Below are 21,366 nucleotides of genomic sequence, written 5' to 3'. Positions count from 1 at the left end.
ATACCCGAAAAAGAATTGATGGAACCAATTAGTTAAGCTCTACATCGGCGCAGGTCTGTGGCTTATCTATTAGAAGAAATAGAAGAATAAAAAAGGTTACGATAACAAGCCATATCTAAGCTTATTATCGTAACCAAATTGCTGAAGATCCGAAATTATTTATAAGCAGTCATTACTACTCATAAAAGATACTTGTATATGATCTGTATTGAATATATAAATGAAAGGTTAACTTTACAGATTTTTTGGCAACCATTCAGGGCGATTAGATCCTCTAGGGACAAGTACAGTGTTGTAATGCCCAGGTGTCTCAGACATTTGAACTTGATCGGTCACTCCTTGATAATCTCCACAGACCGTTTCTGCTGTAAATAAGTCAGGATCAAGATACAGATGTTCGTCCGAAGAACCTGCTGTAGTATAAGCGTAATCTTTATCAAAAATACCCATCGACATCAACCATAAGGACACACGACTAAGCGAAATGTGTACTTTATAACTGCCACCTTCTTGTGCTCTTCTGGCTAATGCCGCCATGGCGCCAGCAGCAGCGAGCCATGAGATAATATAATCGTTAACCACCAAAATAGCGGGTAATTGTGGTTTCTCTGGTGTTCCTTCAAGACACATCACACCTGTCACTGTTCCAGCCGTCTGATCGAATCCTACCCGATCTGCCCAGACACCGTCTTCACCATGAAGGGAAACCGATACATGAATAATACCTGGTCGAATAGCAGCAGCTTGCTGAGGATCTAGTTCAAATCGATTCAGATATGAAGGTCTACGATTCGCAAAAAAGATATCCGCATCTTGAAGTAATGTTTGCATTTTGGCATGACCTTGAGGTTCGCCAATCTCTAAAGTAGAAGAACGCATACCTACACTAGAGGTGTAATAAGTGGTATCTACTTCCCAATCGGATGGTCGCCAGATATTAAGTACATCTGCGCCTTGAAGAGCCAGTGCACGTCCTATACCTGCACCTGCAATCACATGCCCCATTCCTAAAGCACGTATACCTTCAAGTGGAGAAGATACACCTTGAGACAACGGTTCAGGCTCACTTTCACCGATTTTTTCAATTTGAATAAGCGGTAATTTGGCAACATCTGCAAATGTAGGCTCTTCGATAAATTCTTCTAATGTACGTGCCATTGGCATCACTACGCCTACTTTAGCTGCAGCATCTTCCAAATCTTTGGCATTCCATTTGGAGATGGCTTTAGATACAGCTTCTGGTGTATCGGCGCAATCTAATAATTTTAACGTATTAATTTTGAGCTTAGGATAAGGTTCAAGTGGCATCACCCAGCGATGATCTTTCGTTTCATAAAAGCCAAATTTGAGTGCCTGACTAGGATCGGAAGGGCTAGCAGGTGAATATCCGTTTAATTTCTCCCATTTACGATCATAAAAAGGGGATAGGCGATGTAGAATTTTACGCAAGTCCAGTGATATATCTTGACCTTTACCCCCACGAAGTCGCCAGAGATTAGCGGCTGCCACAGACTTGGCAACCATTCCAATTCCAGCAGAACTAGCTAAACGCAGTACGCTAGGGACAATCGGATCTTTCCCTGTAAATGAAATTTCTCCGCCACTATCTGCGGAAGATAAGCCGATATCTTGTAATACTTTTTCCAATTCTGCGTGAATATCAAAATCCGTATGAGTAAGACGATTATGTTGAGCATCCAAAATACGTTGTTTCATGTGATCAATCGTATTCATTTCTATATTTGTGGTATCGTTCATGATTGTCACTCCATCCATAAGTAAATGTATACATATAATTATAAACTTACCCAAAGTGACACTCAATAACCAGTGTGATAAGAAATGAGGACAAAGCCACAGATATCTTGAAATTGGGTAAAAAAGAAAGGAGTCTATACAACATCAATAAAAAAGCCAAAGCATCTTCTGGTCATGTTCCTTACGAAGGAAGCATATCCGTTCTAGCGAAGATCACTTTGGCTTATATACGTTTTAAATTATTTTTAAAATCATTCTCTTATGAATTACGTTTTAGGATGCTTTTGTGATGAGAGAATAGTTCAAAGCTTTGTTGTCCATGATATGAACCCATACCGCTATCACCAACACCGCCGAAAGGTAGGTAGTGTGAAGTCATATGAGATAGTGTTTCGTTAACACAACCGCCACCGAAAGAAACAGTGTTGAATACTTGGTCTTGTACTTCTTCATCGTTGGTGAACAAGTATAGAGCCAATGGTTTTGGACGTTGTACGATTTCGTCTAGAATAGGATTAAGGTCGTTATATTCGATCACTGGCAAGATCGGTCCGAAGATTTCTTCTTGCATCACCGGTGAAGTCCAATCGACATTACCAAGTAGTGTAGGTTCAATAACCAATTGCTCACGAATCGAACGTCCACCGATTAAGAATTCGCCATCTTCCAAAAATTTCGCTAATCGATCAAAGTTACGTTGATTCACGATGTGTGGGAAGTTTGGATTTTGGGTTGCATTCTCTGTATATTTATCATTGATTTCAGCTTGTAATAAAGAAATAAATTCTTCACGTACATCTTCGTGCACCAATAGATAATCAGGAGCTACGCATGTTTGTCCAGCATTCAAGAATTTACCACGAGCTAAGCGTTGCGCTGCCACTTGTAAGTTCGCATCTTTGTGAACGATACTTGGGCTTTTACCGCCTAATTCCAATGTCACTGGAGTCAAATGTTCTGCCGCTGCTCTCATAACAACTTTACCTACACCTGTGCTACCTGTGAAGAAGATATAATCGAATTTTTCTTTAAGCAATGCTGTACTGGTCTCTACTTCGCCTTCCATAACAGCGATATACTCACTAGGGAATGTATCTGCAATCAGTTCAGCAGTCACTTTAGATACCGCAGGTGTTAATTCAGAAGGTTTGATCACTGCACTATTTCCAGCTGCCATTGCACCGATCAACGGTCCGAATGCTAATTGGAAAGGATAGTTCCACGGTGCGATAATCAAAGCCACACCATAAGGTTCGGGATGAATAAAGCTAGTCGAATCTGGCAACGTAGAAGCAGTAGGTACTTCACGTGGTGCTGCCCATTGTTCTAAATGTTCTAGTGTAAAGTCAATTTCGCCTAAAACGATACGAATCTCAGAACCGAAAGCTTCAGGCTCTGATTTGTTCAAGTCGCTTTTCAAAGCATCCAAAATCGGTTGATGGAATTTCTCGATTGCTTTTTTGAGGCGATTCAATGCTTGGATACGGAATGTTACGTCTTTGGTGTTACCTGTATTAAAAAATTGTCGTTGTTGTTGAACCAACTCATGTGCTGTTGTCATATTTAAAACTCCCTTTGAATTTAGTTTTTATGATTTGTAAACCTATTCGGTTAATTGATATGAATAAATTTTCATATTAAATTGTGATAAATTGAATTATACGCTATTGATCGTATAGTTACAATAACCAAACAGTATTAAGGTGTGGCAAAAGCGACAACTGTGTATAAAGTGGGTATATAACATGAAACAAAATAGAAGGAGGAATTCTGTTGCCAGACAAAAAGATAGACCCTCGTGTGCAACGTACACGCCATTTATTACGAGATGCACTGATCGATTTGATGGATCGCAAACCGTATGCACAGATTACAATTCAGGACATCACCGACCTTGCCACCTTAAACCGTAAAACATTTTACCTACATTATGAAACAAAAGATCATTTATTATATACAACCACCGATGAGATTTTGGGCGAATTATTTGGGGATGCCAAAGAAGCATCGGTTGTTAATCCTTCGATTGATGATCTGCAACGCTATATTGCGAAAAGGATTTTTGAGTATGTGATCAAGTACAAAGAATTTTTTCGAGTGATGTTTGAACGCAAAGCCAGTATTAATTTTATTGAATACATGAAGGAGTATATTACTACTTTTTATGAGGAAAAGTTTTCGCGGTTTGATGATGATAAGTTATTTGTCCATAAAGATGTGATCGCTAGTTATATTGGTTCTGCTTATGTAGGCGTTATTTATTGGTGGTTAGATAACGATATGCCCTATACGCCTGAGAAAATGACAGAACAGATGATCCAACTGAATTCACGTGGGCCGATTCAGATTATTCGGATGTATGCGGAAGATAAAGAGTAACAGACATGCCAAAAAGGCAAATCCCGCTTCTTTAAATCTAAAGAGGATTTACCTGATATCTATACAAACTAGAAAGATTAATTACTGATTAGTCATAGGTACGGATTCTGAAGCGATAATTGGACAAAGAGAAGGAGCGGTTGTGCTGGCGTTATCACGGACTTTGGTAAGAAGCTGGCGCAACAAGACAAGTTCTTCTGCCGAAATTCCATCCACCAGTTCCTGACTGATTTCTTCCATCACAGGGCAGACTTCATTTTCAAGTTGTGCGCCTGCGGAGGTAAGATAGATTTTGAAGCAACGTCGATCATCAGTACATGTGATTTTACGGACAAAGCCTTTGTTTTCCAAATTAGAAATCATACGTGTAATGTTTGTTTTGTCTTTTCCTAATCGCTCGCCAATTTCATTTTGCGTAATGCCGTCTTTTTTCCATAACAACATCATAATGAAATTTTGTTCAGGTGCGAGGTTAAAAGGAGCTAATTTATTTTTGATATGACCGGAGATTGCTAAATGAACATCGCGAATCAACACGGTATAACTCTTTTCTACGTCATAAGGCATAGCATTCACCTACTGTTTTAGTTGTTATAGCAACCTTTTGTGCAAAAATAGACTATCACTTGTAACCGTTATTGTCAACGAAGCTATTCACAAGTAGTATCAAAATACCGATAATAAATTGACGGAATAAGTAATGTTCATTCTGAAACTTTCATTTTTGTTCTTGACATTGTTCGACACAAGGTCTATTGTGGATTTTGTAAACAGTGTCTGTCACAAAAGAGACACAACGACGGATTGACTTTAAAGCGAGATTTGGATATGCGACGACTTTCTTTATGTAAAGTCGTACATAATAAAAAATGCTCGTTTATTTTTTGGCGATATAGTTGCTATATCAACCGTATCTTTTCGGCAAGTGTAAAATGACCACATTTTAATTAGATCAAATATACCCGCACGATAGAATAGAAAATGTGTTGGAGTAGGGTACTTTGGAGGAGAAACGAATGGAAGCAATGACTTTTGTATTGTTCGGCTCAACAGGGGATTTAGCAAAACGTAAAATTTTCCCTGCTTTGTATAACTTGTTTGTAGATAGCAAAATGCCTGAAGCTTTTTCAATTATTGGTTTAGGAAGAAAATCGTTCAATGATGCTACATTCCAAACTTACGTAGAACAGGCGTTAGAAGAATTCTCACGTAACAAACCAGAAAATCGCGAATCGGTAGATGCTTTTCTTCGCTCGATCCGTTACCATATCTTAAATGTTGATGATACAGCAGGTTATCAAGAACTGCTCAAAATCGTTGAAGCTCGTGAAAAAGAATTAAATATTCCTCAAAATCGCATGTTCTATATGTCTGTAGCTCCTGAATTCTTTGAAGTGATCGCTACAAACATTAAAGATAGTGGACTTGGAACAACAACAGGCTGGAAACGTCTGATTATTGAAAAACCATTTGGACATGATCTAGCTTCTGCTCGTCAATTGAATGAACAGTTAAGCAAAACGTTTGCAGAAGAAGAAATTTTCCGTATTGATCACTACTTGGGTAAACCAATGGTGCAAAACTTGGAATCTTTAGCTTCTACGAACCCGGCGATCCAAGCTCTTTGGAACAACCGTCATATTGCTAATGTACAGATCACAGCAGCAGAAACAGTTGGTGTTGAAGAACGTGCAGGCTATTATGATCATACGGGTGCTATTCGTGATATGATGCAAAACCATATGTTGCAAGTGTTGATGATGACAGCTATGACATTGCCTGCTGGTCACACCGTAGACGATGTACGCTCTCACAAAAAACACATTGCTGAATCTTTACGTTCTATTTCTAAAGAAGATGCGCACAAACATATCGTGCGTGCTCAATATAGTGCGGGTGAAAGCAATGGTAAAGCATTAGCTTCTTATCAAGATGAGCCAGGCATCACTCCAGGTTCAGTAACAGATACATTTATCGCTGCTCGTGTATGGGTAGATGATTTCTCTTGGCAAGGTGTTCCTTTCTATATTCGTACTGGTAAACGTATGAAAGAGAAATCAACTCGTATTGTGATTGAATTTAAAGATGTAATGAAAAATGAAGATATCTGTGTAGCTTGTGATGCTCAACCAAATATGTTGGTAATCAGCATTAATCCAGATCAAAAAATCACACTACAATTAAATCATAAAAATGTCATCACAGGTCGCCTTGAGCCTATGACTGCTGAATTCAAAGTCGGTTCAGATAATGAGCCAGAAGCTTATGAATTGCTGATCAATGATGCATTACGTGGAGATGCTACATTCTTCGCACACTGGGATGAAGTTGAATTGTCATGGCAGTGGGTACAGCCGATCTTAGAAGCATTCGCTGATAACGATCTGCCAATCCATCATTATGCAGCAGGTACGTATGGCCCAGAAGCTTCCAATGAATTGCTTGCTGTTGAAGGATTCCAATGGTTAAAAGATCAACCTGTACAAGCTTCTACTCCAGTAGCAGTCGTTTAACAGGTATTATAAGTTGGGTAATACGCTCTGTGCTATGTTTTTACAGAGCGTATTCTACATGTTATCTAAAGCCAAGATTTGGCTTTGTAGATATAGATAAGAGAGAAAAGACTTATGGATAGTGAGTAACAACTACTTTTACAAAAAAGACACGGAGGGTTACACAATGAAAATCGGATTAGTTGGATTAGGAAAAATGGGTATGAACCTTGGACAAAACTTGATGGATCACAACCACGAGGTTGTTGCGTTTGACTTAAACAAAGAAGCAGTTAAAGAAATCGCTGATCTTGGTGCAACACCTGCATATACATTAGCAGAAGTAGTATCTAACTTAGAATCTCCACGTATCCTATGGATTATGGTTCCTCATGGTGTTGTTGATTCTGTATTGGGCGAGATCGCTCCATTGCTTAACGAAAATGATATCGTGATCGAAGCAGGTAACTCTCACTACAAAGAATCAATTCGTCGTTATAACGAATTGAAATTAAAAGGGATTCGTTACATGGATGCAGGAACTTCAGGCGGTATGAGTGGTGCTCGTAACGGTGCTTGTTATATGGTTGGTGGCGACAAAGAAGCTTGGGACGTGGTTGAACCGGTATTCCGTGATACGTCGGTTGAAAATGGCTTCTTGTATGCAGGCGAATCAGGTAGCGGTCATTACTTGAAAATGGTTCATAACGGTATCGAATACGGTATGATGGCTGCAATCGGTGAAGGATTTGAAGTGTTAGAGAAAAGCCCTTACGATTTCAACTATGAAAAAGTAGCACGCGTATGGAACAACGGTTCTGTTATTCGTTCATGGTTAATGGAATTGACAGAAAACGCATTTGCAAAAGATGGTAACTTGGAAGAAATTCAAGGAATCATGCATTCTTCAGGTGAAGGTAAATGGACTGTTGAAGAAGCAATGGATCTACAAATGGCAACTCCAGTTATCGCATTGTCTCTATTGATGCGTTACCGTTCTCTAGACAACGATACATTTACAGGTAAAGTTGTAGCAGCACTACGTAACGAATTTGGCGGACACGCTGTAGAGAAAAAACAATAATCTAGCGCTTGGCAGTCAAAGCGCGACTTCTTCTAGTTGAATAGAAAAGTGATTTTTGCGAAGCAAAATATCTTACATCAGCGCTTGGCAGTCAAAGCGCGACTTCTTCTGGTTGAATGAGAAAAGCGACTCTATTTTAAAATAGAGTCGCTTTTTTTATATCTCAATCTATAAATTCAATTTAACGTATTTAAGTTATTTTTGATCATTGATTATGCTACAATAAGATAGGAAAGACAAAGTGCCGGTGGTGAATGATATGGCGACGCAACCCGAAAGGGGGTGAAGCCATGTCATACTTGGAGTTATTGCTTATTGTTTTAGATGCAGGTATCAAGTTAACCAGCTTAATCGTTGGATTGAACAAAGTTATCGCAATCTGGAAAAAAGCAAAACAAAAGAAAAACCGCCGGGACTAAGAGGTAGAAGTCTTATTCGGCGGTTTTTCTTATGCTGTTTGACAGTGTAGCGTCGTCTTACTTGCTGCCTGTTCTTGTCGATCCAGCCTACAGTGTACCACCACTGTAGGCTTTCTTTATATTCTTAGTATACACAAAAGGACAATAAAATGAAACGTAATCATCTGATATAACCATAAATTTTAATAATAATAAATATGGATAGAGGATACGTAATAAAGATAATATAATAAATCTGCATTAAATTATTATATAACAAAAAATACATATAAATTTACGATATAACATTGACGTTAACGTGAGATAGTAGTATTATAGTTACATAACCAATATGTAAATATTTTTATATAAAAGAAGATTTATTTCAAAAAAGGTGGGGATAATAAATGACTCTCTACAAGATTGATGAAGTAGCTACAGCCTGTAACTTAACCAAGCGTACGCTTCGTTATTATGAAGAGATTGGGCTTGTTTCTCCTCAGCGTAGTGAAGGCGGAACACGATTGTACAGTCAGACCGATATTGATCGGCTCAAAAAAATCATCAACGCTCGCGATGTGCTAGGCTTCTCGCTTCAAGAATTACAGCATTATGTCAAAGTAACCGAGATGCTCAATGATCAGCGCGAGCAATACCGCAACACTACGGATGAAGAAGAACGTCGACAGCAATTGATTGAAATGAACAAGACGTTAGATCAACAGCTACATATGGTGGATGAGAAATTAAGCCGTATTTATGCGTTCAAAGCAGATGCAGAACTATTGCGTCAACGGATTCAAGAAGGACTCGCTAAATTAAATTAACGTTTTCCAAGGAGGAATACATCAATATGAGTACCAAACCATCAACTTTAAAAGAACTGCCTGAACGTGGCGGGTTGTTTTCCCAACCTAAAGCAGTCTGGGCTGTTGCTTTTGCATGTGTGATCTCATTTATGGGATTAGGTCTAGTCGATCCTATTTTGCCAGCGATTGCTAATCAATTACACGCTAGTAAAAGTCAGGTGTCTTTATTATTTACAAGCTATAACCTGGTTACTGGTCTAGCCATGTTAATTACAGGTTTTGTATCCAGTCGGATCGGAGTGAAATGGACATTATTAAGTGGGATTTTGCTTATTATTGTGTTCTCCGCATTGGGCGGTGCATCAGATACGATTGCTCAAATCGTTGGGTTCCGTGGAGGATGGGGATTTGGTAATGCACTCTTTATCGCAACTGCATTATCTGCCATCGTTGGATTATCCACATCAGGTACAGCCAAAGCGATTATTTTGTATGAAGCGGCATTGGGACTTGGGATTTCAGTCGGTCCTTTGCTAGGTGGAGAATTAGGTTCCATTTCTTGGAGAGGTCCTTTCTTCGGGGTTAGTGTATTGATGGTGATTGGTTTCTTGTTTATTTTATTCGTGTTACCCAAAATTCCCAAACCAACTAAACGCAGTTCACTAGCCGATCCGTTCAAAGCACTTAGCTATCCAGCACTCAAAACATTAGCGATTGTAGCGTTTTTATATAACTTTGGATTCTTTACATTAATGGCTTATTCTCCTTATGTCATGGGCTTAGATGAACATGGACTTGGATATGTATTCTTTGGATGGGGAATCTTGCTTGCTTTCACTTCCGTATTTGTAGCACCTAAATTACAAAGCCGTTTCAACCTTGCTGCTTCGATGGGTGTTATGTTGACCTTATTTACTATCGACTTGTTAGTGATGGGTATCGGTACATTTATGGGTTCACCAACGACTGTGATTGTAGCTGTAATTGTAGCCGGTATTTTCTTAGGGATTAATAATACGTTGATTACAACAGCGGTTATGGAATCGGCTCCTGTAGAACGTTCTGTAGCTTCTGCCTCATATAGCTTTGTTCGTTTCTTAGGTGGTGCGGCTTCTCCTTGGTTAGCTGGTAAATTATCAGAATGGTACAATGCACAGATGCCATTTTACTTTGGTGCTCTAATGGTATTTATCGGGGTAATCGTATTGATTGTACGTCGTCGCCATTTACGTGATATTGATGTATCCCATGCTCACTAATCATTGAACTATATTTACAGTTCAAATCTATATAATAGAAGGAAGAGGATAACGATGAATGATATTCAAGCCCAAGAGCAGATGCCAACGAGTTCGATATTTAACAAAATATTAGTCGCTGTAGATGGATCAGAACATGCTGATCGAGCTTTGCAGAAAGCAATCGAATTGATTCAAGCTTTATCCAATAAGCCATCTCTTACAGCAGTTCATGTCAATCCGGTAATGATGGTTGCTGAACCACCCCTGGGGATCGATGTAGATGCCAAGTTAAATGAAGAAGGTCATGAAATGACAGAACCTTATCGTCAAGTGCTTAATCCTACAGGGATTCAGTATAATATCAATTATCAGACAGGTGATCCAGCGACCATTATTTGTGATCTAGCGAATAGCCAGAATTATGATCTGATCGTGATGGGAACAAGAGGGATGAGTAAAATGTCTGAACTATTCCTTGGAAGTGTTAGCCACAAAGTTATCCAGCATGCGAACTGTCCAGTATTGACTGTAAAATAACGCACAGAATACAAATAGATGACTATCGATGTATAACGTCGATAGACCTCAATCTAAAGCAAAAGAGCTATACGATCTGATTATTCAGAAGTATAGCTCTTTTTTTATTTGAGAGTTGATCACTATTTACAGTGAGCAGATAGAGTGGTTATGAATTAGACAACATCTTAGAAAGTATCGTTTTTAGCAATGACTACGGGTAGAACAGCTTCAACACTATTCTATTATCGATCTGCTGGATTACTCATTTTGTGGCGCAGTGGAAGAAGGGAAATAAGATCCTGCCTGTAATTCGCTTACAAAATGTTGTAGCCATTTATAATATTGCTGAGCATGTTGCAACTTATAAAGATCACGAAGACAGCTTTCCCTTTCTTCGGCTGTTGTATGCTGGGAAAGGATGATTTCCGACAGCTCGGGAATAACTTCCTCCATAGAAGCGGTCATTACATCGATCTCCCGTTGCAACCGACTACCAAAAAAGTTCTGAAATGTACGAAAATAATCTGTGTCTGCTTGATATTGATCTTTGCGGTCACGCTTTTCATCTAGCTTGTGAATCATACGTGACTCCATTAGAGAACGGACTGCATAGCTCATATTACTTTTACTCATATTCATATCGTTTTTCATCTCTTCGAGGGTCATTGGACGATCTTCGAAGTACATAACGCCATATAGCTGACCGAAGGAATGATTCACTCCATACAGATCCATCGTCTGGGCAATCGCCTCAATCATGTCTGCGCGAAGCTCTTGCTGTCTGGAACGGGAGGGGTCGCTGGATATCTCATTTATTTCCTTTTCCATCATGTCACCTCATAATATGTAATTTATTTCCGGTCAAAGCAATAAATTTTACATGAATCGTCAATGTTTTTACACTGTGATAACTCATCAATATGAATTTGATTGTACAATATTTCTTGTACAGAATATATAATAACACGAAAAAGACTAAATGAAGACAAGTATTAAAGAAAAATTGAACACAGGAGTGGATGCATTGAAAACGAGAATATTCCGAGAGACCGAGGCATTGCTGTTTACTATGCCAGCTGTGATTCCGCTACTGGTATTCTGGCTCGGCCCTCTTGGATACATATTTTATCTGAGCTTTACGGACTGGGATTTTATGAGTCCAGATAAGCTGTTTGTCGGACTGGATAATTATCGGTACCTGCTTGGCAATCCCGAATTTTATCAGGCGCTAAAAGTAACAGCATTATTTGGACTAGGCAGTGTGATTCCGATTCTGGTAGGCGGCTTGCTACTGGCTCTGCTGATGAACAGCAAACTTCGCACGTCAGGCATATACCGTGCTTTTATTTTCTCTCCATGGGTAACGCCGACCGTTGCTGTATCTATTGTCTGGTCATGGATTTTTCAGCCAGATGTAGGTTATGCGAACCATGTACTGAGCTGGTTTGGCATAGCAGGAATCGGCTGGCTACAAGATTCAAATTGGGCACTTATAGCTATCCTGATCGTTACGCTGTGGAAATCGGTCGGCTGGGCGATGATCTTCTATCTGGTGGCTTTGCGTAATCTTCCATCGGATCTGCTGGAAGCTGCTTCAATAGATGGAGCTGGCGCATGGAGAAGTTTCAGGCATATTACCCTGCCACTGATCTCGCCAACGACCTTTTTTCTGGCAGTAATCCTAACGATTCAATCTCTGCAAGCTTATGATCAGATTAATGTGATGACACAGGGTGGACCCGCAGGTTCGACGCGTACACTACTATATCTGTATTATCAATCTGCCTTTGAGGCATTTAATGTAGGGGAGGCTTCTTCTGTGGCTGTAGTAATTATCCTAATTTGTGTGCTATTGTCGGGATGTTCTTTCCTGATCGGCCGAAAGATGGTGCATTACCAGTGAATATGACACGAGTAGAAAAAAAGGAGACATCTTATCCGCCGATTACTGCAAGTCGGCATGAATCCGGGTCACGTAGTCAGCAAACAGGAGGTAAAAGCAATGCCCCTGCAAATGTGACTCGTTATCGCTGGAGTACAGGTCAGCTAGTGCGCTATGTGCTACTGACTATAATTAGTCTGCTGATGGTTTTCCCATTTTATTGGATGGTGATGAGCGGATTTAAGACTAATGATGAAATTTTCCGCTTTCCGCCAACATTTTGGCCAGAGACGTTTCTGTGGAGCAACTATATAGATGCATGGCATTCGGCTCCGTTTGCTCGCTATATTCTCAACAGCATCGGTGTAGGCGCAGCGATATCTCTGCTACAGATCATCAATTCCAGCATGATGGCTTATGCGCTGACACATATGCGCTTTCGGCTTAAAGGGCTGTTCACTGGTATCGTACTGCTCGGTTATATGATTCCGAGTACAGCCGTATACTTGCCTAGCTATCTAATATTGAGCAAGTTACAGCTACTGGACAGTTATACCGGATTGATTTTGTCCAACTGTGTCAGTGTATTCTCGATTTTCTTGATCCGACAAGCCTTTATGCAGATTTCCCACGAACTGGTGGAGGCAGGGCAGCTTGATGGTGCTTCTCATTTCCGGATTCTGTGGACTATCATCACACCGCTGGCGCATTCTACGTTTGCAGTAATGGTGCTGATTACTTTTATTGAGCAGTACAACAATTATTTCTGGCCGATGCTTATTACCAAGAGTCCTGATCTTCAGCTAGTATCGGCAGGGCTGCGAAGTTTCTTTGTGGAAGGAGGAGCCTATGGTCTGAAATGGCCGCAAATTATGGCTGCTAGTGCGTTCACTATTGCTCCACTGTTGATTCTATTTTTATTTACCCAGAAAACGATTATGCAAAGTGTAAATATGTCGGCAGGGGTAAACAAGAGCTAAAAGCAATCTGAGAAACATACAGATTGGCTATTACAGTTGCATGTAACAGGCAACCATTTTACATATGAGAAGGGATTACGACTATGAAATTATTTCGTTTATTCGGAAAAGAGATCGTCAAACAACGTATTAACAATATGATAAATATCAATTCTCACGCAGAGAGCAACGATCACAAGTCTGACTCTAGTATGCATCCGGGATCGCTGACAGAGCATCGCCGTACTGCCAAGCGCCGCTCCTTGCTAAAATGGAAATCAGCTTTGCCATTAATGGTCATCTCTAGCTTCCTGCTAACTACAGCTTGCGGATCGCCAAGCAACAGTGAAACCAGTGCAGCAGGTTCTACCGCTTCATCCAATGGTCCGGTAGAGATCGAATTCTGGTACGGACTTGGTGGTAAGTTAGGTGATAATATGAAAAAAACAATCGATGCATTCAATGCTTCACAAAAGGATGTTGTCGTCAAAGGAATCGTACAGGCAGACTATGATGAGACCGAACAAAAGTTGCAAGCAGCTATCGCTTCCGGTCAGGTGCCTGCCGCTGTGCTCAGCTCTAATGTAGAGTGGGCGAAAAGAGGTTATTATGCACCGATGGATCAATTTATTGCAGATGATCCTAATTTTAAGAAAGACGATTTTGTACAGACATTTCTGACACAGGGACAGGTGGATGGCAAGCAGTATTTCCTGCCTATGTACGGCACGACCCAGATCATGTATTACCGTAAAGATACGCTCAAAGCTAACGGAATTGATCCAGCCAGTCTGACTACCTGGGAATCTCTTGCATCAGCTGCTGCCCAAATGACCAAAAAAGAAAATGGAAAAACGACCTTCTATGGCTGGGAACCGATGTGGGGTAGTGAAAATATGATCGATGCTGTGCTGAGTAAAGGCGGCCAAATAATCAGCGATGATGGCAAGACAGTTATGATCGATTCACCGGAATGGATCGAGACATGGGATATGTTCCGCAAATGGATTCATGAAGACCAGATCATGACGATCCACTCTGGCGGACAGGGATGGGAATACTGGTACAAAACGATCGATGATGTGATGAAAAATAAAGCAGCAGGTTATACTGGCTCAAGTGGAGATCAGGGCGATCTAGACTTCAAAATTGTCGGCGCGATGGAACAGCCGGGCTGGGAAGGAAAAGGTGAAGGCAAGCCAGTCGCGAATGCGATTATGGCAGGTATTCCCGCTAAAGCAAGTCCAGAGCAACAGCAAGCAGCATTCAAATGGCTGACTTACTTCTCCAAAGCATCCAATACAGCACAATGGTCAATCAATACCGGATATATTGCGGTACGTCAATCGGCACTGCAAGATCCGCAATTCAAAGCATTCAGTCAAAAAAATCCACAGATCGAAGTCCCACTGAAGCAGGCTTCCCATGCATCGGCACCATTTCAGGACCCGACAGGTGGCAAGATCAATGATGCACTCAAAGTGGCTGCTGATCAGATACAGATCAATAATGTACCCGCTACACAGGCACTGCAAGAAGCCAAAGTCAAAGCCCAACAGGAGCTAGACCGTGCGAATAGTCGTTAATTGCATTGTTAAACTAAAGCGCTGAGCCAATGGGCAGACTGATGATAAGAGCACAGTAATGTTAGCAATGACAACAGTAAATAAACAAAGACAGTGTGCAGCTGCGTAATGCTGTGCACTGTCTTCAGTTACACGCAGGAAAGGGACATGTACACATGGCAGAAGTAAGCAGAGAAACTAGAAAATCCAAAGAAACCGCAGAATCTATAAAAGAGCAACCGGATCTACTCGATTCAATCCATAATCGACTCTGGAATTTCGAATCCATAAAGGCAGTGTTACTGGATAAGGACGGTACACTACTCGACTTTAATCGTATGTGGGGATTCTGGACTAACGAAGTGATGCGGTTGGTGCATTTTCGACTGGCAGAGCGTGATTGTTCGATCAGTCAGGAAGATATTCCTCATATTTGGGGAACGATACATGACGAGCAGGGACGCATGGTCGATTATGATGCCCGTGGACCGCTAGCGATGGGTACGATGGAGGAAGTATATGCTGTACTGATCTGGCATGGCTATCGTGCCGGATTATCATGGGCGGTATCCAAAGCGATTGTACATGATTGTATCCAGGAAGCCAATCTGATTATGGAGCATGCTAGACCCGCATATCCGCTACCAGGAGTAAGGGAATTTCTAGATCATTGTAGGGAAAAGGGAATACGGCTTGGCGTCGTAACCGCAGATGATACAGACAGTGCCCGCAAGCATCTAGAATGGATGGGAATGGTGGATTATTTTGAAGTGATTATGGGCAATGATCAGGTGTTACAGGGCAAGCCATTTGGGGATATGGTGCTGCTTGCCTGCGAGCAACTCGGTATTGCCCCGGATCAGACGGCAGTGATTGGCGATACGAATGGAGATATGCAGATGGCCAGAGCGGCAGACTCCGCACTTGCGATCGGTATAGGTACAGGTGTGGACAGGCAGTCTGCGGACGCCGTTATTTTCTCTTTTACCCAGTTACTTGAGCATGACGAAGTGTAAGAATGATAGGGAATAAAGGCTGGATTCTACTTCTGCTGGCGATTGTGCTGGAGTTAATCGGTACGATTATGATGAAAATGTCATATGAATTCAGTTTATTTTTGGAATTATCGGATTGAAATGGAGTGATGCACAATGAAGTCTTGGGAAAACAATTCTGTTTTACAGTTGGACAACCATAATTTCGGACAACGTCTGGCTAGCTTTCAGGTCATTACAGATACGCATGTGACAGAAGATCCGCAACATATTCATAATCTTCACTGGGACAGGGCATTAGCAGATATTGCTCGGCGTGGCCTCGATAGTCTCGGTGTTATGCATACAGGAGATGTGACGGATCACGGTCTGGAAGCAGAATATCGGGAAATGCAACGGATATGGGAAAAGTATCGTGATCAGCTACCCCCTTTCTTTTTTACGATTGGAAATCATGATGTAGGCGATTTTATTTGGGAAGAAGCACCGCAGGAATTGACTGGATTGAAGGGTAAGCAACTGCTGGAATTATGGGAGCAATACCAGGCGCAAATAGGCGCTGAATCTTCTCTGCCAGAAAAGAATGACACAGCTTCGCAACAACTGTGGCAGCGGCGGATTGGTAATTTTAATGAAGCAACAGGTACAAATGGTTCTTATCATGACCATTGGATTGGCGGTTATCATTTTATTTTTATCGGTACCGAAAAGCCGTTGTCTAAAGACTGTCATTTGACGCAGGAACAGTTGGATTGGCTTGATCGTAAGCTGGCAGAACAGTCTTCACAGGAGCGACCGATCTTTCTGTTTCTGCATCAGCCTTTGATCAATACGGTGGCGGGTTCACTGGAACAGCAGGGCTGGTACGGGGTACATCAGGATGAGCCACTACGCCATATATTATCTACATATCCGCAGGTGATTTTGTTTACGGGACATACGCACTGGCAGTTGGGAGCACCGCATACTATGTATGATGGACAAGGCCAGTTACCTACGATGTTCAATGCTTCTTCAGTTGCTTATCTGTGGACCGATGAGGATGAATATCTGGAAGGAAGCGAAGGTTACGAGGTGGATATTTACGAGCATTATGTACATGTTCGCGGAAGGGACTTTGTAACAGGTACATGGATTGAAGAAGCGAACTATATAGTGGCTTATTCCGATGGTATCATAGTAACAGAATAAGATAGGAATCTCTCTCCAGAAGTAGGATAACCAACAACTGCGAGGACTTCTGATCCGTATACTGTGGATTAGGTTACCGCTAGCAAATATGGTATTCTTACTTCTGGTTCTGCTTTTAGAGCAGTCATTCTGTTTATAATATAGAGAAAATAGAATTGGAGAGATGATCGGATGAAACTGGTTCCACCTCAGTCATTTACCTATCGCGGAGGAGCAAGGGCTGCTCTACTGCTACATGGATACACTGGCAATACACTGCATGTCCGCAAACTGGGACGTTTTCTGAATGATAGAGGGTATACCTGCCACGGACCGCTGTATAAAGGACACGGCAGTACTCCAGAGGAACTGCTACATACGAAACCTTCGGAATGGTGGAAAAGTGCTGTAGACGGTTATGAATATCTGGAGCAGGAAGGGTATGAAGAGATCGCTGTAGTTGGTGTATCACTGGGCGGTGTATTCTCCCTGCGACTGGGAACTCTGTTTCCCGCCAAAGCTATTGTCTCTATGTGCGCACCTATACGTGAAAAAGACAATGAGGATATCCTCAGACGGGTACTCGAATATGCTCGCTGGTTCAAGTCTATTGAGGGCAAAGAAGAGCCACAGATTGAGCAGGAACTGACGCAGCTGGCTGAAGAGCCACTACACAGTCTGGATCAACTGCGTAAACTAATCGCCTCCACCGCTAGTCAAGTGAAGCGTATCTCTGCACCGACAATGATTATGCAGGGAGAGCTTGATGAAGAGCTTTATCTAGAGAGTGCCCGAATTATTTATGAAGATCTGACTATGCCGCTCAAGGAGCTGAAATGGTATGACCAATCCGGTCATATTCTAACGATGGACAAGCAACATGATCTGGTCTTTGAGGATGTATACCGATTTCTGGAAGATCTAGAGTGGGATGCAGCATCGAGTTCGGGAGAGTAACTAGAAAGAATATAATATAGCTTTATAAATGAATATTTAATACAAGCAAAAGAGCTATACGATCTGATGATTCAGAAGTATAGCTCTTTTTTATTTGATAGTTGTTCACTATTTAGAGTGAGCAGATAGATTGATTATAAATTAGACAACATCACTATTTGGAATGATCACAGGAAGAACAGCTTCGATACCACTACGAATTTGCTGACAAGAATATTCGAACTTGACCTGCTCTTCTGCGGTCAGTTGAAGTTCGATAATTTCTTTGATACCTTCACCGCCGATAATTGCAGGTACTCCTGCACAGACATCGTGTTGTCCATATTCACCTTCTAATATAGAAGAAACTGCAATGATTCGTTGTTCATCATTCAGAATTGAACGGGCAATATAAGCAAGCGCGTTACCGATACCGAACTGAGTGTTCCCTTTACGAGTGAAAATCTCCCAGCCTGCATCTTTGGTTTTGCGAGCAATATCATCCAGATTCAGATCGGGAAAACGAGCCGTATGTTGATCCAGAATATGCAATAAAGGCTTACCACCAATCGTTACATGCGACCATGCTACAAATTGAGATTCTCCGTGTTCTCCAAGCGCATAACCATGTACACTGCGTGGATCAATTGAAAAGACATCAGACAGCAATGTTTTGAGACGGGAAGAATCGATCGATGTCCCTGTTCCGATCACACGTTCACGCGGAAAACCTGAAATTTGCCATACTAGATGAGTAATCACATCTACCGGATTAGCCGCAACAATAAATACACCGTTGAATCCACTTGCGACAATCGGTTCTGTAATTTCACGAGCAATAGCCGCCGTCTCATGGAGAATATTCATTCGATTATTCTGACCGGGTACAGGATTAGCACCCGCTGTAATAATCACAATATCCATATCTCCGCAATCTTGTAATGTTCCTGCATACACTTTGGTACGATGGGATGTGAACTCCATACAATGGGAAAGGTCAAGAGCTTGAGCGACTGCACGTTCATGTGTACGTCCAATCATCATAATCTCATCACCAATCGACTGATTGATCATCGAATAGGCACAACCTGCACCGACCATTCCTGCACCCACTATAGCGACTTTTCTTGATTTTCTACGCATAGCTAACCTCCTACTAATCTAAATATACCTCTAACGTTGATTGATCTATATGATACAAAACACAACTAAAGTGCATTTTAATGTCAATTAAGTATTCATCATCTTTTATTATACTACTTTATTTTGTCTATTATTAACAGGTGTGTCATGAAAGTTAACTTAATATTTATTATGAATGATCAGAATGTGAAAAAAGTGTGAATAAGCGATAGAATAGATGATTAAGGGTAATAGTAAAGAGTAAGCAAAACAAGGAGGAATAAATGATGTCTACTATTCAAAATGAACGCATTCTATTGGTAAGCCGTCCAAAAGGTGTACCTACCGCAGAAAACTTTACGATAGATCAGCAACCACTGGAGGAAGCTAAAGAAGGACAACTGCAAATTCAAACTTTATATATATCGGTTGATCCTTATATGAGAGGACGCATGAGTGAAGCGAAGTCTTATGCTGCTTCTTATGCTCTAAATGAACCTGTAGCCGGTGGTTCTATCGGTAAAGTTCTGCAAAGTAACGATTCTCGTTATCAAGAAGGCGATATCGTTGTTGGTGGATGGGGATGGCAACGTTATGCAGTAGTAGAAGCGGATACGTGCCGCAAAGTCGATCCCGAATTGGCTCCTATCTCTACAGCTGTTGGTGTACTGGGTATGCCTGGATTAACAGCTTACTTTGGCACACTACGTATCGGTAATCCGCAACCGGGTGAGACATTGGTTGTTTCTGGTGCAGGTGGTGCTGTAGGGATGTTGGTAGGACAGATTGGTAAAATTAAAGGATGCCGTGTTGTAGGGATCTCCGGTTCAGAAGAAAAAAATCGTTATTTGTTAGATGAACTTGGATTCGATGCAGTCATTAACTATAAAGATGAGAAACCTGTCCGTGAAGCGCTAGAAGAAGCTTGTCCGGATGGTGTCGATATTTATTTTGACAATGTAGGCGGCGAGATCTCAGATGCTGTAATCGATCTACTCAATACCAATGCTCGTATTCCATTATGTGGACAAATTTCACTGTATAACAATGAAAAACCAGATATCGGACCACGTATTCAACCGACATTACTCAAACGCACTGTGTTGCTTAAAGGATTCCTTGTAGGCGATTATGCCGCAGATGCTGCTGAAGGATTGAAAGAAATGGGTAGCTGGGTTAAAGAAGGCAAAATCAAATATCGTGAAAACATCGTAGAAGGTTTTGAAAATACACCTAAAGCCTTTATTGGATTATTTAGTGGTGAAAATCTAGGTAAACAATTGGTTAAAGTCACCGACTAATCCTATACTTTATCATCAAAGATCAATGAACTTTAATAATAGTGTACTCTAATACAAAAGCCGACTTTTATCTATATAGATAGAAGTCGGCTTTTTGTTGTTATTTGGTAGATGGATGAGACAACGAGATATCTGGATCTGAAGTCATTTTGCGATATTGGCGATACATAGAGATTCTCCAGTGCAATAATGTTCCAAATGCCAGAATAAAGAATACGCCTGCTGTCTGCGGAATTGAAATATATTGCTCAATAAACCGATGCAATAGTAAGCGGATCATCAACAGACCAATCAAAATAAACAAAAAGCTTTTTGAACGCTGAACCACGATATCGGTGCCTGAACGTTCGAATCTGGTACCGCGAATTAAAGGATAAGAGAAAATAAACCATCCTGCTAAAAAAGCACCTAAAGCCCACATCCAGGATACCCGGAAATCAGCCACCACAAACATTAGAAAACCAGTACTCATTCCCATAGGTGGGATCAGAATTTTTTTGGCATTAACCGGTCGGTGATTGGTACGAGAACGTACCAAAATAGCGGTTATCGCAATCACTAGAAGACCAACAGTAGATCCGATCTGTAAAAATGAGGGACTAAATTGTAGCATAATAAAGGTCAAACCCCTCTTCTGTAATTAAAATGGAATTACGCTTTCATTATATCATATTAACAGGAGCGATCGACGGTAGCAAAGCTTGTAAAGTCGTCTATTTTGTTAAAATTTTACTTATGATGATAAAGACCTACATC

At 41.0% G+C, this 21,366-nt stretch carries 21 protein-coding genes; 15 read left to right on the top strand and 6 right to left on the bottom strand.

What is annotated here, in order from left to right; genetic code table 11:
- Nucleotides 1–234: 234 nt before the first annotated feature.
- Nucleotides 235–1,758 carry a CoA transferase gene (locus PTI45_RS21260; protein WP_245703527.1) on the bottom strand — a complete coding sequence of 508 codons (1,524 nt, stop codon included), beginning with the start codon at nucleotides 1,756–1,758 and terminating at the stop codon, nucleotides 235–237.
- A 259-nt stretch (nucleotides 1,759–2,017) separates the two neighbouring features.
- Nucleotides 2,018–3,319 carry an aldehyde dehydrogenase gene (locus PTI45_RS21255; protein ID WP_069329583.1) on the bottom strand — a complete coding sequence of 434 codons (1,302 nt, stop codon included), beginning with the start codon at nucleotides 3,317–3,319 and terminating at the stop codon, nucleotides 2,018–2,020.
- A gap of 212 nt (nucleotides 3,320–3,531) precedes the next feature.
- Here PTI45_RS21255 and PTI45_RS21250 point away from each other — a divergent pair, with 212 nt between their 5' ends.
- Nucleotides 3,532–4,137, top strand: coding sequence for a TetR/AcrR family transcriptional regulator (locus tag PTI45_RS21250; protein ID WP_069329582.1), 606 nt, complete (start codon nucleotides 3,532–3,534; stop codon nucleotides 4,135–4,137).
- Nucleotides 4,138–4,218: 81 nt separating this feature from the next.
- Here the strand turns inward: PTI45_RS21250 and PTI45_RS21245 are convergent, their stop codons facing one another.
- Entirely contained in the window at nucleotides 4,219–4,704 is a 486-nt protein-coding gene (locus PTI45_RS21245) for a MarR family winged helix-turn-helix transcriptional regulator (RefSeq protein WP_083243667.1), read from the bottom strand.
- Between the two features lie 449 nt (nucleotides 4,705–5,153).
- Here PTI45_RS21245 and zwf point away from each other — a divergent pair, with 449 nt between their 5' ends.
- From zwf to PTI45_RS21220, 6 genes are all read left to right on the top strand, one after another.
- Nucleotides 5,154–6,650, top strand: a complete 1,497-nt coding sequence (gene zwf / locus PTI45_RS21240) for a glucose-6-phosphate dehydrogenase (RefSeq protein ID WP_069329581.1) — start codon at nucleotides 5,154–5,156, stop codon at nucleotides 6,648–6,650.
- A 166-nt stretch (nucleotides 6,651–6,816) separates the two neighbouring features.
- Nucleotides 6,817–7,713, top strand: coding sequence for a phosphogluconate dehydrogenase (NAD(+)-dependent, decarboxylating) (gnd, locus tag PTI45_RS21235; RefSeq protein ID WP_069329580.1), 897 nt, complete (start codon nucleotides 6,817–6,819; stop codon nucleotides 7,711–7,713).
- A 290-nt stretch (nucleotides 7,714–8,003) separates the two neighbouring features.
- The gene (locus tag PTI45_RS24575; protein ID WP_281181705.1) at nucleotides 8,004–8,132 is read left to right on the top strand and encodes a hypothetical protein; all 129 of its coding nucleotides are present in this window, start codon (nucleotides 8,004–8,006) and stop codon (nucleotides 8,130–8,132) included.
- A 386-nt stretch (nucleotides 8,133–8,518) separates the two neighbouring features.
- Nucleotides 8,519–8,938 (top strand): MerR family transcriptional regulator, encoded by a 420-nt coding sequence (locus PTI45_RS21230; RefSeq protein ID WP_069329579.1) that lies wholly within the window; start codon nucleotides 8,519–8,521, stop codon nucleotides 8,936–8,938.
- Nucleotides 8,939–8,964: 26 nt separating this feature from the next.
- Nucleotides 8,965–10,179, top strand: a complete 1,215-nt coding sequence (locus PTI45_RS21225; RefSeq protein WP_069329578.1) for an MFS transporter — start codon at nucleotides 8,965–8,967, stop codon at nucleotides 10,177–10,179.
- Between the two features lie 54 nt (nucleotides 10,180–10,233).
- Nucleotides 10,234–10,698 (top strand): universal stress protein, encoded by a 465-nt coding sequence (locus PTI45_RS21220; protein WP_245703526.1) that lies wholly within the window; start codon nucleotides 10,234–10,236, stop codon nucleotides 10,696–10,698.
- A 240-nt stretch (nucleotides 10,699–10,938) separates the two neighbouring features.
- On the opposite strand, the gene PTI45_RS21215 is transcribed toward PTI45_RS21220, so the two are convergent.
- Nucleotides 10,939–11,508, bottom strand: coding sequence for a GbsR/MarR family transcriptional regulator (locus PTI45_RS21215; protein WP_069329577.1), 570 nt, complete (start codon nucleotides 11,506–11,508; stop codon nucleotides 10,939–10,941).
- Between the two features lie 241 nt (nucleotides 11,509–11,749).
- On the opposite strand from PTI45_RS21215, the gene PTI45_RS21210 reads away from it, so the two are divergent.
- From PTI45_RS21210 to PTI45_RS21185, 7 genes are all read left to right on the top strand, one after another.
- Nucleotides 11,750–12,583, top strand: a complete 834-nt coding sequence (locus tag PTI45_RS21210; protein WP_425415587.1) for a carbohydrate ABC transporter permease — start codon at nucleotides 11,750–11,752, stop codon at nucleotides 12,581–12,583.
- 2 nt (nucleotides 12,584–12,585) lie between these two features.
- A complete protein-coding gene (locus PTI45_RS21205; RefSeq protein ID WP_083243681.1) occupies nucleotides 12,586–13,542 on the top strand; it encodes a carbohydrate ABC transporter permease in 957 nt (318 codons plus the stop codon).
- A gap of 272 nt (nucleotides 13,543–13,814) precedes the next feature.
- Nucleotides 13,815–15,107, top strand: a complete 1,293-nt coding sequence (locus tag PTI45_RS21200; RefSeq protein ID WP_245703536.1) for an ABC transporter substrate-binding protein — start codon at nucleotides 13,815–13,817, stop codon at nucleotides 15,105–15,107.
- Between the two features lie 155 nt (nucleotides 15,108–15,262).
- The gene (locus PTI45_RS21195) at nucleotides 15,263–16,102 is read left to right on the top strand and encodes an HAD family hydrolase (RefSeq protein ID WP_083243665.1); all 840 of its coding nucleotides are present in this window, start codon (nucleotides 15,263–15,265) and stop codon (nucleotides 16,100–16,102) included.
- Nucleotides 16,103–16,104: 2 nt separating this feature from the next.
- Nucleotides 16,105–16,221 carry an SMR family transporter gene (locus PTI45_RS23955; RefSeq protein WP_175425241.1) on the top strand — a complete coding sequence of 39 codons (117 nt, stop codon included), beginning with the start codon at nucleotides 16,105–16,107 and terminating at the stop codon, nucleotides 16,219–16,221.
- A 16-nt stretch (nucleotides 16,222–16,237) separates the two neighbouring features.
- Nucleotides 16,238–17,272, top strand: a complete 1,035-nt coding sequence (locus tag PTI45_RS21190; protein WP_069329575.1) for a metallophosphoesterase family protein — start codon at nucleotides 16,238–16,240, stop codon at nucleotides 17,270–17,272.
- 171 nt (nucleotides 17,273–17,443) lie between these two features.
- On the top strand, nucleotides 17,444–18,208 hold the full coding sequence (locus tag PTI45_RS21185; RefSeq protein ID WP_069329574.1) for an alpha/beta hydrolase: 765 nt from the start codon (nucleotides 17,444–17,446) through the stop codon (nucleotides 18,206–18,208).
- A gap of 141 nt (nucleotides 18,209–18,349) precedes the next feature.
- Here the strand turns inward: PTI45_RS21185 and PTI45_RS21180 are convergent, their stop codons facing one another.
- Nucleotides 18,350–19,330: an L-lactate dehydrogenase gene (locus tag PTI45_RS21180; protein ID WP_069329573.1), complete on the bottom strand. Its 981-nt coding sequence runs from the start codon at nucleotides 19,328–19,330 to the stop codon at nucleotides 18,350–18,352.
- A 266-nt stretch (nucleotides 19,331–19,596) separates the two neighbouring features.
- On the opposite strand from PTI45_RS21180, the gene PTI45_RS21175 reads away from it, so the two are divergent.
- Nucleotides 19,597–20,610, top strand: a complete 1,014-nt coding sequence (locus tag PTI45_RS21175) for an NADP-dependent oxidoreductase (protein ID WP_069329572.1) — start codon at nucleotides 19,597–19,599, stop codon at nucleotides 20,608–20,610.
- Nucleotides 20,611–20,710: 100 nt separating this feature from the next.
- Here the strand turns inward: PTI45_RS21175 and PTI45_RS21170 are convergent, their stop codons facing one another.
- Entirely contained in the window at nucleotides 20,711–21,223 is a 513-nt protein-coding gene (locus PTI45_RS21170; RefSeq protein ID WP_069329571.1) for a CcdC family protein, read from the bottom strand.
- Nucleotides 21,224–21,366 lie beyond the last annotated feature (143 nt).

It is taken from the genome of Paenibacillus nuruki (genome assembly GCF_001721045.1).
Taxonomy (GTDB): Bacteria; Bacillota; Bacilli; order Paenibacillales; family Paenibacillaceae; genus Saccharibacillus; species Saccharibacillus nuruki.
This window is presented reverse-complemented; position numbering and strand designations above follow the sequence as displayed.